Origin of the sequence: Algoriphagus hitonicola (assembly GCF_900113375.1) — a bacterium.
Classification (GTDB): domain Bacteria; phylum Bacteroidota; class Bacteroidia; order Cytophagales; family Cyclobacteriaceae; genus Algoriphagus; species Algoriphagus hitonicola.
Map to the genome: position 1 here is coordinate 203,240 of NZ_FOPC01000009.1, position 17,809 is coordinate 221,048.

The following is a 17,809-nucleotide window of genomic DNA, read 5'->3' on the forward strand; positions in this document are numbered from 1 at the left end:
AAAAATCCGGAATCTGATTCCGAATTTTTCCACCACTTTTCTATGAAAAGATGCTTTAAACTAATTTTCCGAAAGCAGCAGTCAATTAATCTGCCATCTCGATTCCGGAGAATCAAGACTACCAAGTGTTAAACCCTCCAGGCTTTCAAAACCTGAAGGGATATTTTTCTAAAACTCCGAAGTAAAGTGAAACTCAATCTCGGGGTAGTTGTCATGCACCATTTGAAGCCAAGCTTTGGACTCTGCCATAAAAACCAGCTTGCCGTCCTTGTCATGAGCGATATGGCGGTTTTTTGATCGGACAAATTCGTCCAACTGCTTTTTGTCCTTGCTACTGATCCAGCAGGCCTTGTACAGGTTCATCGGATGAAACTCTACGGTGGCATTGTATTCATTTTTCAAACGGAACTGAATTACTTCAAACTGAAGCTGGCCCACTGTACCGACCACTTTTCGCGAACCCATGTCAAAAGTAAACAGCTGTGCCACTCCCTCTTCCATCAATTGCTTCAGGCCCTTTTCGAACTGTTTGGTTTTCATCGCGTCCTTATTGACCACTTCGCGGAAAATTTCCGGGGAGAAGCTCGGAATACCGGTAAAAACCATGTTTTCCCCATCGGTCAGGGTATCTCCGATTTTAAGATTCCCGGTGTCATACAAGCCGACAATATCCCCCGGGAAAGCCTCATCGATGATTTCCTTATCCTGCGCCATAAACTGAGTCACATTGGAAAAACGCAAAGGCTTCGTCCCCCGAACGTGATTATAAGGTTTGTTCCGCTCAAATTTTCCAGAGCAAATCCTTAAAAAGGCAATGCGATTCCGGTGATTGGGGTCCATATTGGCGTGGATTTTAAACACAAAGCCTGAAAACTTGGATTCATCCGGTGTCACTTCCCGAAGGTCCGTTTGACGGCTTTTGGGAGCAGGAGCGATTTTAATAAAAGTGTCGAGCATTTCATTGACTCCAAAATTATTCACTGCCGACCCAAAAAATACCGGTGCTACTTTTCCTTCCAGGTATTCCTTAGGATCAAAATCCGGATAGACACCCTCGATCAATTCCACATCCTCCCGAAGCTGGTCGGCGGGATTCTTTCCTATCAAGCTATCCAATTCCTCATCCTCCAAGTTTTCGAAAACCTGGCGGTCATCACTGAGTTTTCGCTGAGAAGGGGTAAAAAGATTAAGCTTTTTTTCATACAAATTATACACCCCTTTAAAGCTTTTACCCATGCCAATCGGCCAAGAAAGCGGGCGAACCTGAATATTCAACTTGGCCTCCACCTCATCTAGCAAATCGTAAGGATCACGTCCTTCCCGATCAAGTTTATTAATAAAACAGATCACGGGCGTATTCCGCATACGACAGACCTCCATGAGCTTTTCGGTCTGAATCTCCACGCCTTTCACGCAGTCGATGACCATAATCACCGAATCCACCGCAGTCAAGGTACGATACGTATCCTCAGCAAAATCCTGGTGACCCGGTGTGTCAAGTAGATTGATTTTGATGTCTTTGTATTCGAAACCCATCACCGAGGTCGCCACGGAGATCCCCCGCTGCTTTTCGATCTCCATCCAGTCGGATTTGGTAGCCGTGTCGATTTTGTTGGATTTGACAGCACCTGCGGTATTGATTGCACCGCCAAAAAGCAATAATTTTTCGGTTAGTGTGGTCTTTCCGGCATCGGGGTGGGCAATGATGGCAAACGTTCTTCGCTTTTTGATTTCGTCTTTCAAACTCATGGTAGTGGATTTCAGCCCGCAAAGGTATGAAAAATGGATTTACGATTTCAGATTTACGATTAACGGGTAAAATCTTACTTTATCAATATTCTAAAATTCCCTCGGTCACAAACTGTTCGGCTCCTTCTAATGTGCTATGTAAAATAATCCTAAAGGTAGTCCCCATTCCAATCTCAGATGATCGGACAAATATCCTGCCCCCATGATAGCCTTCGATGATTCGTTTGGCCAAGGTTAATCCCAATCCCCAGCCACGCTGACGGGTTGAAAATCCCGGATTAAAGACTTTCTTAAAATTTCGCTTTTCGATCCCCTTGCCGGTATCGGTTATGTCCACGATGACGAATTTGTCGCTATCCTGCAGAATATCGATCTCGATCCGCCCCTTTCCCTTCATCGCATCCACCGCATTTTTGCAGATATTTTCGATCACCCATTCAAATAAGGGCTTATTCATCATCGCGTCAAGATTTTGAGAATCGGCATTGATGACCAACTCAACCTTGGTGGAGATTCTCGGACGAAGGTAATTGATGGTCTCCTCGATGGCATGATAGAGATTTTCGGACTGAATGACCGGCTTGCTTCCAATACTGCTGAATCGCTCAGTCACCATTCGTAGTTTCACCACGTCCTTGTCCATTTCGGTGATGATTTCCTTATTCTCCTCCCAGACGGGTGAGTTTCTCAGGTAATCGATCCAAGCCATCAGCGAAGCAATAGGGGTCCCAAGCTGATGAGCAGTTTCTTTAGTCAACCCGGCCCAAACCCGATTTTGCTCTGCAATCTTACTTTGGTTAAAAAGGGTATAAGCTAAAACTCCAAAGATCAAAATCACACCCAATTGCACGTAGGGGTAATATTTCAAATTGGTCAAAAGCTCAGAATTGCTGTAATACACTTTGATATCCGCCTCAGTCAAGCTGATGGGTTCGTATTCAGACTTCATTTCTTCCAGCTCCCGGAGAAGGGTTTTGGTAGAATCCTCTGCACTGCTGTTTTTTTTGAAAATGATATTCCTAAACTCAATCGGGGAAAACTCCGCATCCACCATAATGATGGGAATGGAATAATTTTGCTGAATGATCTCTTTATTGATGAACGTGAGGTTTTCGGCAGTAGTGGAGGCATATTCCAAGGCACTTGACAACAACTCTATCTGTCTACGTTCCCGTTCGCGGAGTTCCTCGACCAAGCGATTGGTGTACCAAATCGAACCCACTCCGATGACCACAGAAACCAACACAACCAGCCACTTGACTTGTTTTCTATTTTTGTAAAAATCAATCGATGTAAGATCCTGAATTCGGTTTTTCATGAAATCGGTAAACGCTCGCCAATAGCCTATAAACTGATAAAACTCATAGATAGTATATCTCAGAGATAGATATTTTCAGTTGGCTTTTCAATGCAATAATTAGTAAATTTAAGCTATTAATTTGAAGACAAAAATAAAACAAGCATATGAAAACGAACGACATAGGACTAGAAGTAAAGGACAGCAAAGTCTTGGTAGAAAAGCTGAATAAATTATTGGCCAATTACCAAGTTTACTATCAAAATCTCCGAAATTTTCACTGGAATGTAAGTGGCCCAAATTTCTTTGAGCTGCATGCCAAATTTGAGGAGCTGTATACCGCAGCAAATGAAAGTGTGGATGAAGTAGCTGAGCGAATTCTTACGCTAGGCGGCAGACCGCTATCATCGTATGGGGAGTACATTGAAAACTCGAGTATTTCTGAGGCTTTAAAAGTAGCTGATGCCAAAAAAATGGTAGAGATCATCAGGGAAAACCTCAATACCTTATTGAATATCGAACGCGAGGTACTGGAATCCGCTTCTGAGCAAGCAGATGAGGGTACAGTCACGTTGATGAGTGATTATATCACTGCGAAAGAGAAAGTAGTCTGGATGCTTTCCGCATACCTAAGATAAACTTAAAGCCGGGTCATTTGATCCGGCTTTTTTACTTTTTAATGGCTGCTTTTAAGCCATTTCCAAATCGTTTTGTAAGAAGGCTTAGTCCCATGCATCAATATCCCGATTCGATAGATCCTTCCCGCAAACCAAGTAGTCCCTAGAAAACCTAAAATCAATAAGGACATAGAAAGAGCTAATTCCCAAAATGGCACCCCATAACTAATTCTCCCCATCATGGCGATAGGTGAAGTCAACGGTACAACCGATAGCCAAAATGAAGTTGTGCTATTGGGATCCTGAAGTACAAAAACAAACAGCCCCATATAGGCTACGATCAGCGGAACAGTCACCGGCAACATAAACTGCTGGGCATCTGATGGAGCATCTACAGCCGATCCAATTCCCGCAAATAAAGCTCCATAAAGTAGATAGCCCCCCAAGAAATAAAAAACAAACGTACTGACTATACTGACAAAATCTATCCCTTGGATCACTTGGAGAATCTCTCCCATTTCAGTAGATGGAAGCTCTGCACCCACCTCCATATTGGCCAACTCCATGGCTTGCTCTTGAGGCATCTGCATTCCCAAATATCCGGTCACCAGCGTAGTCAATGTACCTATCAGTACAATCCAAATCAGCAGTTGCGTCAAGCCTACACCAGCTATACCAATAATTTTGCCTAGCATGAGCTGAAAAGGACGGAGTGAGGATACTAAAATCTCTACGATTCTACTGGATTTTTCCTCGATGACCCCTTGCATGATTTGCGTACCATATATGAATATGAACATGTAAATCAAAATCCCCGCTAAAAACCCAATAGCGTAATTAACGGTCGCATCAGAGACTTTTTCACCTCCTTTTTGATCCAGCGTAATAGATTTGATATCTACGCTAGTTCTGACATCAGTGATGATTTTGGGATCAATTCCAGCCTCAAACAATCGCTGCTCCTCGATTTTCTTTTTTAAATTGGATTCCAAATAGGAAATCAAACTCATGTTTGGATTTTCATTTCCGTAGTAAACAATACCCTGAGGATCTTTGAGGTTGATGGCAGGAATCAATAAATACCCATAGCGATCTCCTTTCTTGACCAAGTCCTTGGCTTCTTCGGGATCTCTATCCGAAAATGAAAATGCGTACTGCTCAGAACTTTCTAGGAAAAAAAGCTTGCTTTCATCCACCACCTCAATGATTCGAAGCGATTGATTTCCTTTTTCTTCCAGAGCAATCCAGACAAAAATCCCCATGATGGCAGGGAAAATCAAAGGCGTCAACAAGGTGGCCAGCAAAAATGATTTTTTCTTGACCCTCGACAAATACTCCCGCTGAATAACAAGCCAAATTTTATCCATGTTGCATTGATTTGACCTGGTGAATAAAAATTTCCTCCATGCTTGGGACCAATTCTTCAAAGCGGACTATTTCGCCATAGGTCATCAGTTCACCAAGAAGTTGGTTGGGACTTTTCCCACTCAATGGCAAGGTGAAACTCCATACTCCATCTACTACTTTGGCTGACCATTCGGCAGGAATATCTTTTTTGAGATGCTCGAGTGAAACACTATAAACTTCGGGTCTAAAGCTGTTTTTGACTGCACGAATGGTGCCGTCTAAGATTTTTCGGGATTGATTAATCAAGGCCACCTGATCACAGAGTAATTCGACTGATTCCATCCGATGGGTACTCAGAATGACCGTGGTGCCCTGCTTTTTCAATTCCAGGATTTCATCTTTAATGATTCCGGCATTGACTGGATCAAAACCTGAAAAAGGCTCATCCAAAATTAATAAGGGAGGATTGTGCAGAATGGTCGAAATAAACTGGACTTTCTGCGCCATTCCCTTTGAGAGATCTTCTATTTTTTTGTCTCTCCAAGTGAGCATTTCCATCTTAGAAAGCCATCGGTGAATTCGCTCTTTAGCTTCGGATTTGCTGAGCCCTTTGAGCCTTGCAAAATAAAGCATCTGATCCCACACCTTCATTTTTTTATAAAGCCCTCGCTCCTCCGGAAGATAGCCAATCTGAGAAATGTGTTTGGGACTGAGTTCCATTCCGTCAATCAATACCTGTCCTGAATCCGCATCGATGATTTGATTAATAATCCGGATAAAAGTTGATTTTCCTGCACCATTGGGTCCCAATAAGCCGAAAATAATTCCGTTGGGCACCTTGAGATCCAGATCTGTGAGAGCTATATTTTGTCCGTATGTTTTATTGAGCTTGCGGGTTTCTAGCATCATAAAAAATTATTCAACGGTCAGTGATCCTACTCCCACATCAATGATCAAATCGAGTAATCTCGGATCATTGGCTGTATACCCTTTGGTGACGTAGGTTTGGTCATCAATAGCTTTCAGGTATTTGGGAAGGGAAGTCCGACACATGGCGGTGGTTTTGGCTTTTATCTTAATCGGAAAGCTTTCGGGAGGAAGTTTCAATCTGAGTGTACCTGCGCCCACAGCGGCAATGACATGGGAGGAAGATGACATTCCAGTACTGAAATCTAAATCTATATTTCCGTAGTTTACTTCAAGAATAATCTGCTTGGCATTGGTAAAATTAGCATGATGCACACTGACAGAACCCATATTTAAGGTCACCAATAGTGTATCCATCTGTACTTGATTGGGATTATCACTGCTGTAGTCAATCTGCACATCCGCACTGGCACTTTTTACTTTGAGCTGTGTGATGGGGAGATAGGCTAGGTCAAACTCAGACCTGCCCATTCCCAAAGTAAAATCCAAATGATAAAGAAAGTTGGAAGCGAGCCCCACATCCCAGGAGTGTCCAAAGCCCGTATTGCTGCCGGAAAAGAGTTTAGAGGTGATGCTTTTACCCAAATTTTCGGATTCAATATTCTTGTGCAGGAGATTTGCTTCTAGAATATTGCCTTCTACTTGATGGTAGAAGGTCGGGATAATATTAACCTGCTCCAAGTGCCCATGGATATTGATGGGTTCGGAGGCACGGATTCTTTTGAGTTTGGTGACACTTTTATATGTAGAAAAATTCAGATGAACCAAGTCGAACCCATTTTTTTCAGGAGTCTTGTATTCTTTGACTAGCTGTGCTTTGCTGACACCTATCCCCCATAAAATCCCCAGAAAAACCAGACAGAATTTTCTTAGCATACGGATAGGTTACGACTTGATTGGGAAAAGGTTTTTCAAAAATATGAAAAAAGCCAGAAATGAATCTGGCTTACTATCGATTAGAAAAATTCCTTCATTTTATCGAAGAAAGATTTTTCGGATTTCCCGGGATCGGGGATGAAGTTTTCAGAGTCCCTGAGGTTTTCTAAAGCTACCCTTTCCTCCTTTGTCAGATTAGTCGGAGTCCAAATATTAACCATAATCAACTGATCACCACGCGTATACCCGTTGATATCTTTTATACCCTTACCTTTAAGCCGAAGCATCTTCCCGCTTTGGGTGCCCGGTTCAATTTTGATTTTCACTTTGCCCTCAATAGTAGGTACCTCAACCGAGGCTCCCAAGGCTGCATCAATAAAAGAAACGTACAAATCATAAATTACATTATTGCCGTCACGCTGGAAGGTATTTTCCTCTACTTCCTCAATGACTATCAATAAATCACCGGGAATCCCACCGGGGATTTCATTTCCTTTTCCCGACATACTAAGCTGCATTCCTTCTGCAACTCCACCGGGAATATTAATGGAAATCACCTCTTCTTTGATGACCAATCCTCTGGAATCGGCATCTGCCGGTTTTTTATCGACAATCTGTCCACTTCCGCCACAGACTCCGCAGGTGCTTGCAGATACCATTTGTCCGAGCATGGTATTGACGACTTTTTTGATCTGACCGCTACCCTGACAGGTAGAGCAAGTTTTAAATGTCACTCCCGGTGCAATGACATGTCTTTTTACTTTTATTTTCTTTTCGACACCGTTGGCTATTTCTTGCAGATTTAGCTTGAGCTTGACGCGAAGATTTGTTCCTTTTTTGGTTCTGCGACCTCCACCGCCTCCACCAAAGAATGAGCCGAAGCCACCACCTCCAAAGATGTCGCCGAATTGGGAGAATATATCCTCCATGTTCATTCCGGCTCCGCCGAAGCCACCATTTCCTCCCAATCCCTGATGACCAAACTGATCATAACGCTGACGCTTTTCAGGATTGCTCAGAACCTCATAGGCTTCTGCTGCCTCCTTAAATTTATCTTCAGCTTCGGGATTGTCAGGGTTTTTATCCGGGTGATATTGAATAGCCAATTTACGGTAGGCCTTTTTGATCTCCTCCGCTGATGCTGACTTACTGACACCTAATACCTCGTAATAATCTCTTTTTGCCATATTATGCTCCTGTCACGACTTTGGCAAAACGGACGACCTTGTCTCCAAGAGTGTATCCTTTTTCTACCACGTCTATTACCTTTCCTTTCATTTCATCACTTGGTGCAGAAATCTGAGTAATCGCCTCCTGCGTATCGGCATCAAAGGGTTTTCCTATGAGATCATTCATTGGTTTTAAACCCTTATTTTCGAGAATTCGAAGCAGCTTTTGAAAAACCAAGCGATTTCCTTCTATAAGTTTTACGGTGTCGGTTTCATTTTCTCCGGCTTTGAATGCCCGCTCAAAATCGTCCACTACCGGAATCAAATCTCTCAAAACCTCCTCAGAAGCGGTTTTAATCAGGTCAAGCCGTTCTTTTGCATTTCGCTTCCGGTAATTTTCAAAATCAGAATAAAGTCTGAGATATTTGTCCCTTACCTCCGCCAACTCGGCCTCCATTTTCTCCAAAGGATTCGATTCTTCCTTTCCTTCTTTTTCTTCTTCGGAATTAGATTCTACTGTGGGTGCTTCCACCTCAGAATCGGTGGATTGTTGGGTTTTTACTTCTTCTGTTTCTTCTTTCTTATTTTTCATACTTATAAATGAATTCAATAGCTGGCTTTTCCAATTTGAACAATATTGTTGCCACTCTCGAAAGACTGACAAACTGACACTTTAATCAGCATGAATTGCCTGCCAAATCAGATCTTTGAGCTTTTCCAAGTTAAATTGGGAGACCGAAGAAATAAATATGCCGGGAATGTCTGTCGGTAATTCGGCCTTCATTTCCTCCATCAACTCCTGATCGAGCATGTCTGATTTAGAAACTGCCAAAATCCGCTTTTTATCTAGAAGTTCGGGATTGTACTTTTCGAGCTCCCCAACGAGGATTTGGTATTGTTTTTTCAAATCGGGGGCATCGGCTGGTATGAGAAATAATAAAATAGAGTTTCGCTCAATATGTCTCAAAAACCGAGTCCCAAGACCTTTCCCCTCTGCGGCTCCTTCTATGATTCCAGGAATATCGGCCATCACGAAGGATTTATCATCTCGGTAGCCCACAACGCCTAAATTCGGTACTAAAGTAGTAAAAGGATAATCCCCGATTTCGGGTCTTGCAGCAGAAATGGATGCCAATAGGGTTGATTTTCCAGCATTAGGAAAACCAACTAGCCCAACATCCGCCAATAGCTTTAGCTCAAGGATAATCCACTCCTCGATTCCAGATTCACCGGGTTGGGAAAAATGAGGAGCTTGGTTAGTGGCTGATTTAAAATGATCATTCCCCAATCCTCCCCGACCGCCTTTGGTCAAGATTACCTCCTGTCCATCTTGGGTGATTTCACATCTAACTTCTCCGGTTTCGGCATCTTTGGCCACGGTACCCAGTGGCACTTCCAAAATCACATCTTTACCGTCGGCACCGGTTCTTCTTCCTCCTTCCCCTGACTTACCGGATTCGGCGATGACATGTTTTTTGTATTTCAAATGGAGCAAGGTCCACAACTGGGAACTTCCTCTCAAGATAATATGACCGCCCCGACCTCCATCACCTCCGTCAGGCCCTCCTTTTGGGACGTGTTTTTCCCTTCGAAAATGAAGCGATCCAGCCCCTCCAGCTCCTGATCTGGAGCAAAATTTCACATAATCTATAAAGTTGGAATCTGCCATATTTTTGAAACTAAAAAGGCTAAGCACATCAGCTTAGCCTAGTTTTGAATACAAAATTAATAAATTAAATAGGATCAGTAGCTATCAATGACTTGTGAGATATCATTGAATATCCCTTCGATTGAACCTACTCCATTAATTTTGGTAAATTTACCTTGGCTTTCATAGTAAGCAGCCACCGGAAGGGTTTCTTCTAGATATACTTTGATTCTGGTGTTGATTTTTTCTTCATCCTGATCATCGACCCTACCTGAGGTTTTTCCACGTTCTTTGATCCGCTCTTTTAATTCCTTCTCCGGAACATCAAGTGCAATCATTCCAGAAATACTCATTCCATGTTTTTCAAGCATTTCATCCAATGCTTTGGCCTGAGCGGTGGTTCTAGGAAAACCATCAAAGATAAAACCTTTGGTATTTTTTGATTCCGAGATTTTCTCCTCTACCATCCCAATTACCACTTCGTCGGGGACTAATCTGCCCTCGTTCATATATTTTTTGGCCAATTCACCTAATGCCGTTCCCTCCCCGAGATGTTTTCTAAAAAGATCTCCTGTAGATAGGTGAGTCAAACCGTATTTTTCAATAAGCTTCTCACTTTGAGTGCCTTTTCCTGCACCCGGAGGACCAAATAAGACGATGTTATACATGTTCTTTCATTAAATTTCTTTCAGACGAGCTGATAAATATCCGGCAAATTTCTTCCTAAGCCATCGTAATCCAAGCCGTAACCGACGACAAATTTATTGGGAATTTCAAAACCCACATAATTAAGTGGGTAATTAAACTGAAAAGCTTCGGGTTTGAAAAGTAAAGTGGCGATCGAAACACTGGAGGGATTATGAGTTTTGATCTCCTTTAACAGGTAATTCATACTGATACCCGTGTCTACAATATCTTCAACGACGAGGACATGTTTACCTGAAAGGTCCTCATTTATTTCCATTTTTTTCTCCACTGATTCGGTGGACTGGAGACCTTGATAGGATGAAATTCTCATAAAACTCACTTGGGCAGATACGGTAATATGGCGACTAAGATCTGCCAAAAAGATAAAAGCCCCATTCAAGACTCCTATGATGATCAAATCTTTTCCTTCGAAATCTTCGGAAATTTGAGTACCTAACTGGGTGATCCGGGGTCTGATTTTTTCTTTTGGAATATATACTTCAAAAAGTCTTTCCTTTATCTTTTTCTTCATTTCACAGATTTTGTATGAGAAAACGGTGCATTTGAATCATTGCATCAAGATCAACCAACGCTACCTTTTCATCGGGAGAGTGTACATGATCTTCTGGTGCACCGACAAAACACCAATCAATGGCATAGGGGGAAAACTGAACCTCTCTACCATCACTTCCGCCGTAGGCTTCCACTTCTAGCTGAAAGGGGATTTTACTTTGATCAGCCAAGTTAATGATTTGGTCCAAAAATCTTTTTCTGGGGATAAATTTATCCCGAATAGAAATGGCAACACCTTTTCCAGCCTCCACACCTTCGGTGACCCAAGTAATATCGGAAATTATGGCTTGCTTGATTGGCTGATTTTCTTGGATAAATTTCAATAAGAAAGGCATGCTTCCCCCGCCATGTTCTTCATAGGTAGAAAAAACCACCCAACCATCTTTTAACTCTTCGCAAACCTTCAATGCAGAATAAATCCCAAGCCGATTATCCAAATAGGCAGCTTGAATAAATTGATCGTCGATGCGGATATTCTGTTCAAAGGCCAACCGGGTTCCACGGTCAATTTTTCTTGGGAAATCGTGAAAAATTAAATCTTCCTGAATTTTCAGCTTACATCTGATCTCTCCTAGACTATCCCGTCCCACTAAGATACAATCCTCAATTAATTCAGGCCCACCGACAGGAATCAACTGATTATCATACCTTACCATAAAACCAATAGTATCTATATGAGCGAATAATCCTGTTCTCGGATTTCCAAATTTCAGGAGAATACAATCGTGGAATTCGTCTCCCCAGAAAACTTCGGGTAAAACATTCCATGTACTTTTCCGTTTGAAAATGTATTGGATTAAAAAGTCACGGATATGAAATTCTTCTCCCGAAACCCCGAATTGATTCAGTAAATCAAACAATAATTTCATTTTGGCATCAATTATGTTATTAAAATTTTGTTAATTGCTTGCTAATCGGGAATAAATTTAATTGATCAATTGTCAATTAAATAATTTATCTAGATTTGTATTAACTTAAAAGTTTATAAATTTGTAACTCACATCAATCAAACACTTAAAATTTGAACAAAAATTTTTTGTTATGAAAAAACTAATACTCTCAACACTTATGGCAGGAGCCTTAGCCCTCGGCGCTAACGCTCAGGACTATGACAAATGGTCTCTCGAATTGAATGGCGGTTTTAATAAACCGATGGCTCCTCTGGCGCCTCCATTCTTATCACCAACATTGAATATTGGTCACGTGGACTTCGGTGTTCGTTACATGTTCAATGAAAAATTCGGGGCCAAGCTAGATTTTGGATTTGGATCATTTAAAGAGGCTGGGGGAGATTCCCAAAGTCCTGCTTTTGATACCAAATACAACAGACTTAATCTTCAAGGGGTAGCCAACCTTGGTAGAGTTCTTAATTTCGAATCTTTCAGCAGATCTTTTGGGATGTTGTTACATGGTGGAGCCGGTATTGGACTGGTAAATCCTGAACTTAACACCTACAATGATTTTGATGACAATGTTTACACATTGATTTTCGGAATTACTCCTCAATTAAAGCTTTCGAACAACATCGCTTTAGTTGGAGACATTTCCACGATCTTGAATGGACGACAGACTGTTACATTCGACGGAGACGGTGTAATCAGACCCAGCACTACCAATGGATTCTACGGAGCTAATGGTACTTGGTGGACTGGTACAATTGGCTTAAATTTCTACCTTGGTTCTGCTGAAGAGCACGCCGATTGGTATATTGAAGCTGACAAGTATGCTACTAAAGAAGAGCTAGCGTCTCAAATCAACGGAATCAAAGACATGTTGAAAGATTCTGATGGTGATGGTGTTCCTGATTATTTGGATAAAGAGCCTAATACTCCAGCTGGAGCTCGTGTAAATTCTTCGGGATCTACTCTTGATTCAGACGGTGATGGCACACCTGATCACGTAGATGAGTGTCCATTCATGCCAGGTCCTGCGTCAACTAATGGTTGTCCTGTAGAGGAAGAAGTTGAAGAGGTAGATTATTTCAAGCAAGCTATCAATGATGGATATGTGAATGTTTACTTCGCTTTCGATAGTGATAAGCCACTAGGGTACTCAACAAGTGCAGCAAATTATGTCGCCAACTTCTTGAAAAGAAATCCAGGTGTAAATGTAGAAGTTAAAGGTTATGCTGACGAACTAGGTCCAGAAGACTACAACATGGAATTGTCTGAGAGCAGAGCAAAATCCGTTTATGATTTACTAGTAGCTGCTGGAGTAGATGGATCCAGACTATCTTACCAAGGATATGGTGAGGATACAAGTGTAGACAAGTCATCTGCTGATGCCAGACAAATGGCTAGAAGAGCAAGCTTTGAAGTAAAATAATAATTCATTTCAATATGAGTGAAGCCTGTCCTACTTTAGGACAGGCTTTTTTTTATACTCAAATCGAGAATTCATGATTATTCTATACCTTTGGGCACACCCTAAGAATAGATTAAATGAAAAAACTTCTTGTTATTTTGGCTTTGGTCGGAGCAGTGAGTTCGGCTAATGCCCAGAAAGAATTCAACAGATGGTCTTTGGAAATTAATAGTGGATTTAATAAACCAATGGGACCATTAACCCCAGGGTTTCTCTCACCTACCTTAAATATTGGGCACGTGGATTTTGGAACACGTTACATGTTCAATGAATACTTTGGGATAAAAGGAGATATAGGATTTGGCAACTTCAATGAAGCGGGAGGTGATTCCAATAGCCCATCCTTTTCAACCAACTATTCCAGAATTAATTTACAAGGCATAGCCAATATTGGTAGGTTATTGAATTTTCAAAATATATCACCAAAACTTACAATTCTAGGTCATTTCGGTACTGGAGGCGGTAGAATGAAATTCGAAGAAAGCATTATAACCAACACTGAATATGATTATCATTACAATTTCATTACTGGGATTAGCCCACAGTACTTGATTTCAAACCGAGTAGCAATGAAAGCTGATATAAGCGTGATAATCAATGGTCGTCAAACTTATACCTTTGATGGAAATCAATATAATGCCCCATATCCAATCACAACTCCAAACAGTAATCCTTTTGTCCACGCCACCGGAACCTGGTGGACAGGTACGCTGGGTTTAAGCTTTTACTTAGGCAAACATGACCAACACGCCGACTGGTATTTAGCCCCAGACATTTATGTGACAAAAGATGAATTGCAATCCCAAATCGGTGAAATTAAGGATATGCTGAAAGATTCTGATGGAGATGGAATTCCTGATTATTTAGATAAAGAACCAAACACACCGGCTGATGCACGGGTAAATTCCCAAGGCACCACCTTAGACTCTGATAAAGATGGGACTCCAGATCACCTTGACAAATGTCCCTTTATCCCTGGACCCAGCACTACTGATGGATGCCCTGTCGAAGAGGCAATAAATGAGGTTGATTATCTAAAAAAAGCAATTAATGACCAATATTTGAATGTGTATTTTTCCTTTGACTCTTCAAAGCCTTTAAATTATTCAATTTCGAGCGTTCAATTCATCTCAAACTTTTTAAAAAGGAATCCTGACGTCAATATAAAAATCAAAGGATATGCAGACGAACTCGGAGGAGAAGACTACAATTTGATGCTTTCTGAAAAAAGAGCAATGGCCGTTTATCAACTCCTGAAGGATTCAGGAATCAATGAAAGTCGATTGTCGTTTAAAGGTTATGGAGAAGATACCAGCGTAGACAAATCTTCTTCAGATGCTAGAAAAATGGCACGAAGAGTAAGTTTTGAAGTTCAATAATTAAGTGAGCTAAAATTAATTCAAACCCGGTTTCAAACGAAGCCGGGTTTTTTCTATTAAATTCGAACTATGTTTATTCTTGACCAAATCCCTTCCGTAGCCAATCAATTTATGGCTGAAATGCGAGATAAAGCAATTCAAAAAGATCGTATGAGGTTTAGATCAAATCTTACTCGGCTAGGGGAAATATTAGCCTATGAAATCTCAAAATCCCTAAGTTTTCAATCCCGAACAGTAGTGACCCAATTGGGCCAAGCAAAAATTAAAGTGCCCAATGAAGAACTCGTGATTATTTCTGTTTTGAGAGCTTCACTGCCTTTTTATCAAGGGTTTCTTAATTTTTTTGATCATGCAGAAAGCGGGTTTATTGGTGCCTTTAGAGAAGAAAATGAAAATTCGAGTGGAGATGAGGACATCCACATAAGACTAAGCTACCTCGCCTGCCCATCAATAGAAAATAAGACGGTTATTTTAGCCGATCCTATGTTGGCTACTGGAAAGTCATTTATAAAATCAATTCAGAAATTGCAGGCCCATGGCAGCCCGAAATTCATTCATATTGCTGCTGCATTTGCAGCCCCCGAGGGAATAGATCATATTAAAGCTAATTTGGACATTCCGTTTGAATTTTGGCTGGGTGCCTTAGACGAGGGTTTAAACGACTTATCATACATCGTTCCGGGGCTTGGAGATGCGGGTGACTTAGCATTCGGTACTAAACTTTAACTATGATTCCATATATTTTTCTAGTTATAGGCCTAGCTACTCTTCTCTTAGGTGGGAAATTTCTGGTAGACGGAGCCTCTGCAATTGCTGTTAAACTTGGGATGTCGGCGGGGCTTATTGGTCTTACGATTGTCGCCTTTGGGACCTCGGCCCCAGAACTTATTGTCAGTGTCAATGCTGCCATTAAAGGAAATAGTGACATTTCAATTGGAAATGTAATCGGTTCAAATATTGCAAATATCGGTTTAGTTTTAGGGATAAGTGGTCTTTTTTATCCCATTATGATTAAAAGGACTCATTTACGTTTTGACTATCCTGTAACCCTTTTGGTAACAATCCTTTTCTTTGGACTTGCACTCAATGGTATGCTGGGATTTTGGGAAGGAATAATTCTTATCAGCCTTTTCATTCTTTTCAATGTATATTTATTTAGAGGAAGCAATGCCTATTTTTTAGAATCAGTGGAAGGTGTAGAAGAAGTCGAGCAAGTAAAAGATTACAGTTGGACCAAGGCCGTCACTTTATTTCTTGGAGGAATTGTCGGTCTTTATTTTGGTTCCGAACTTTTAGTGTCTAATGCAGTAAATATCTCCAGAACTTTCGGCGTATCCGAAAGAGTAATCGGTGTCACCATAATTGCTATTGGTACAAGTCTCCCTGAGTTAATTACCTCAATTATGGCCGCAATCTCCAAAAAAACGGACTTAGCTATTGGAAATATATTAGGCAGTAACATCATGAATATTCTTTCAATTATCGGAATTACGGCCCTGATAAATCCTATTAATATTTCCCGGGCTTTTATTGAGTTTGATTTTATTTGGATGACGGGGATTACCATTTTACTTTTCCCCTTAATGAAATCAAAGCTTCAAATTTCCAAAATTGAAGGTAGTATTCTCCTAGTTACTTATTTGGTTTATCTAGGCATGTTACTATGAATGATTCACTGATTACTCTATTTGGCATATACTTCCTGTCCTATTTCAAGTTCATCGCTGGACCTGTTTTGGGTCATGCAGCAGGGTATAGCTCCTTAAAAGTCATCTTGATTACTGTTGCCGGCATGATGTCAAGTGTTATAATTTTTGCAAATCTTGGAAGGAAAATAAAAGCCTTTATTACTCTTAAGTCCACTAAAAAAAGAGTCGTTTTTTCTAAGAAAAACAGAAGAATCGTTCAAATCTGGAAAAAATATGGAGAAATAGGTATTGCATTTCTCACCCCTTTACTATTAACTCCAATAGGTGGTACTTTAATTTTGGTTTCTTTTGGCACCAAAAAGAGGAAAATAATTTTTCACATGCTCTGGAGCGCTATCTTATGGGCAATATTTTTCAGTCTAAGCATAGAAAAAATCATAAGTATTCCATTCTTTAAATCACTGCTCACCTGATTCATTATCAGGTAAAATCTCAATATCGCGAATCAGTATTTTTTCTGAAATAGCCTGACCCGTCAAGGTGGCAGCCAAACCACCAAGAGCGGTCTCTTTGTATCTACTTTCCATAGAAGCACCGATTTCCCCCATTGCCTCTATGCATTCATCAACAGGGATCACTGAGCCAACCTGAGCAAGAGCAATTTGAGCTGAACTGAAGGCAATACTAGCGGCACTTGCGTTTCTCACCACACATGGCACTTCTACTAAACCAGCAACGGGGTCACAGACCAAACCAAGCATACACTGTATGGTAATGGCAACGGCATTAAAAACTTGCTCAATCGACCCTCCCAAACAAAAGACAATGGCTCCAGATGCCATGGCTGCAGCTGAACCCGTCTCCGCTTGACAGCCACCCACTGCACCCGCCAAACTGGCCTTTTGCTCGATGATCAGTGCTATTCCCGCTCCGACCAACAAACCTTCAATAATTTTATCATCCGAAAGTTGATGAATTTCTTGTAGAGTTACCATAGTTCCGGGAAGAATCCCTGATGCCCCTGCGGTAGGGGCTGCCACTACTCTTCCCATACAGGAATTAACCTCCTTTGCCGCCAGTGCTCTTGAAATCAATCGCTGGAATTCGGGTGATAAAACTGGTAATGGATAATTAAAAACCTTCTTTGCGCCATTATCGATCATTCCTGATCGAGATTTCATTTCTTTGGTAAGCCCAGTTTCCACTGCGTCCTTCATGACCGAATAGGCTCTTAACATTCCCTCTTGAATTGATTGGGGAGTAGCATTTTTTTGTTCGCATTCATATTCGATGACCGAATCGGGCAAACTCATTGATTTAGCTTCACAATACAGTTTCCAATCTTTGAAACCTTCAAATAAATAACACATAGTATTTAGGTTTATTCTCTTTTGTAAAATTACCACAAATACTGAATGAAGTTTTGGTAGCACTGGATTTACTACAAAAAACTGGACAATATTTTTAAGCCTGTTTTTGAATTGATTTAATGCCGCCTGCCGCGGGGCTACTCAACTAATCAGTGGG

General features: G+C 41.1%; 18 protein-coding genes. 6 read left to right on the forward strand and 12 right to left on the reverse strand.

Features of this window, described 5'->3' with window-relative positions:
* Window positions 1–168 precede the first annotated feature (168 nt).
* Window positions 169–1,749, reverse strand: coding sequence for a peptide chain release factor 3 (locus BM043_RS13525; protein WP_092792495.1), 1,581 nt, complete (start codon window positions 1,747–1,749; stop codon window positions 169–171).
* Window positions 1,750–1,831: 82 nt separating this feature from the next.
* A complete protein-coding gene (locus BM043_RS13530) occupies window positions 1,832–3,067 on the reverse strand; it encodes a sensor histidine kinase (protein ID WP_092792497.1) in 1,236 nt (411 codons plus the stop codon).
* Between the two features lie 146 nt (window positions 3,068–3,213).
* Between BM043_RS13530 and BM043_RS13535 the strand changes: the two genes are divergently transcribed.
* Window positions 3,214–3,684, forward strand: a complete 471-nt coding sequence (locus tag BM043_RS13535) for a Dps family protein (protein WP_092792499.1) — start codon at window positions 3,214–3,216, stop codon at window positions 3,682–3,684.
* Between the two features lie 38 nt (window positions 3,685–3,722).
* On the opposite strand, the gene BM043_RS13540 is transcribed toward BM043_RS13535, so the two are convergent.
* From BM043_RS13540 to BM043_RS13580, 9 genes are all read right to left on the reverse strand, one after another.
* The gene (locus BM043_RS13540) at window positions 3,723–5,030 is read right to left on the reverse strand and encodes an ABC transporter permease (protein ID WP_092792501.1); all 1,308 of its coding nucleotides are present in this window, start codon (window positions 5,028–5,030) and stop codon (window positions 3,723–3,725) included.
* Window positions 5,023–5,916, reverse strand: a complete 894-nt coding sequence (locus BM043_RS13545; protein ID WP_092792503.1) for an ABC transporter ATP-binding protein — start codon at window positions 5,914–5,916, stop codon at window positions 5,023–5,025. Before BM043_RS13545 ends, BM043_RS13540 begins: the two co-directional genes overlap by 8 nt.
* Window positions 5,917–5,925: 9 nt before the next feature.
* Entirely contained in the window at window positions 5,926–6,813 is an 888-nt protein-coding gene (locus BM043_RS13550) for a hypothetical protein (RefSeq protein WP_092792505.1), read from the reverse strand.
* 80 nt (window positions 6,814–6,893) lie between these two features.
* Entirely contained in the window at window positions 6,894–8,000 is a 1,107-nt protein-coding gene (gene dnaJ, locus BM043_RS13555; RefSeq protein ID WP_092792507.1) for a molecular chaperone DnaJ, read from the reverse strand.
* Window position 8,001: 1 nt separating this feature from the next.
* On the reverse strand, window positions 8,002–8,574 hold the full coding sequence (locus BM043_RS13560) for a nucleotide exchange factor GrpE (RefSeq protein WP_092792509.1): 573 nt from the start codon (window positions 8,572–8,574) through the stop codon (window positions 8,002–8,004).
* Between the two features lie 81 nt (window positions 8,575–8,655).
* Window positions 8,656–9,651 (reverse strand): GTPase ObgE, encoded by a 996-nt coding sequence (obgE, locus tag BM043_RS13565; RefSeq protein ID WP_092792511.1) that lies wholly within the window; start codon window positions 9,649–9,651, stop codon window positions 8,656–8,658.
* 74 nt (window positions 9,652–9,725) lie between these two features.
* Entirely contained in the window at window positions 9,726–10,298 is a 573-nt protein-coding gene (locus tag BM043_RS13570) for an adenylate kinase (RefSeq protein WP_092792513.1), read from the reverse strand.
* Between the two features lie 20 nt (window positions 10,299–10,318).
* On the reverse strand, window positions 10,319–10,849 hold the full coding sequence (gene hpt / locus BM043_RS13575) for a hypoxanthine phosphoribosyltransferase (RefSeq protein ID WP_092792515.1): 531 nt from the start codon (window positions 10,847–10,849) through the stop codon (window positions 10,319–10,321).
* Between the two features lies 1 nt (window position 10,850).
* Window positions 10,851–11,759, reverse strand: a complete 909-nt coding sequence (locus BM043_RS13580) for an aminopeptidase (protein WP_092792517.1) — start codon at window positions 11,757–11,759, stop codon at window positions 10,851–10,853.
* Between the two features lie 172 nt (window positions 11,760–11,931).
* Here BM043_RS13580 and BM043_RS13585 point away from each other — a divergent pair, with 172 nt between their 5' ends.
* The 5 genes from BM043_RS13585 (at window position 11,932) to BM043_RS13605 (ending at window position 16,755) form a co-directional block, all read left to right on the forward strand.
* A complete protein-coding gene (locus BM043_RS13585) occupies window positions 11,932–13,215 on the forward strand; it encodes an OmpA family protein (RefSeq protein WP_092792519.1) in 1,284 nt (427 codons plus the stop codon).
* A 116-nt stretch (window positions 13,216–13,331) separates the two neighbouring features.
* Complete coding sequence (locus BM043_RS13590; protein ID WP_092792521.1) at window positions 13,332–14,633, forward strand: OmpA family protein; 1,302 nt, start codon at window positions 13,332–13,334, stop codon at window positions 14,631–14,633.
* A 69-nt stretch (window positions 14,634–14,702) separates the two neighbouring features.
* Window positions 14,703–15,359 (forward strand): uracil phosphoribosyltransferase, encoded by a 657-nt coding sequence (upp, locus tag BM043_RS13595; RefSeq protein WP_092792523.1) that lies wholly within the window; start codon window positions 14,703–14,705, stop codon window positions 15,357–15,359.
* A 2-nt stretch (window positions 15,360–15,361) separates the two neighbouring features.
* On the forward strand, window positions 15,362–16,300 hold the full coding sequence (locus BM043_RS13600; RefSeq protein ID WP_092792526.1) for a calcium/sodium antiporter: 939 nt from the start codon (window positions 15,362–15,364) through the stop codon (window positions 16,298–16,300).
* Window positions 16,297–16,755, forward strand: coding sequence for a hypothetical protein (locus BM043_RS13605; protein WP_092792527.1), 459 nt, complete (start codon window positions 16,297–16,299; stop codon window positions 16,753–16,755). The genes BM043_RS13600 and BM043_RS13605 overlap by 4 nt, the downstream gene beginning before the upstream one ends.
* Here the strand turns inward: BM043_RS13605 and sdaAA are convergent.
* On the reverse strand, window positions 16,741–17,652 hold the full coding sequence (gene sdaAA / locus BM043_RS13610; protein ID WP_092792529.1) for an L-serine ammonia-lyase, iron-sulfur-dependent, subunit alpha: 912 nt from the start codon (window positions 17,650–17,652) through the stop codon (window positions 16,741–16,743). The two genes, BM043_RS13605 and sdaAA, sit on opposite strands and share 15 nt — an antisense overlap.
* Window positions 17,653–17,809 lie beyond the last annotated feature (157 nt).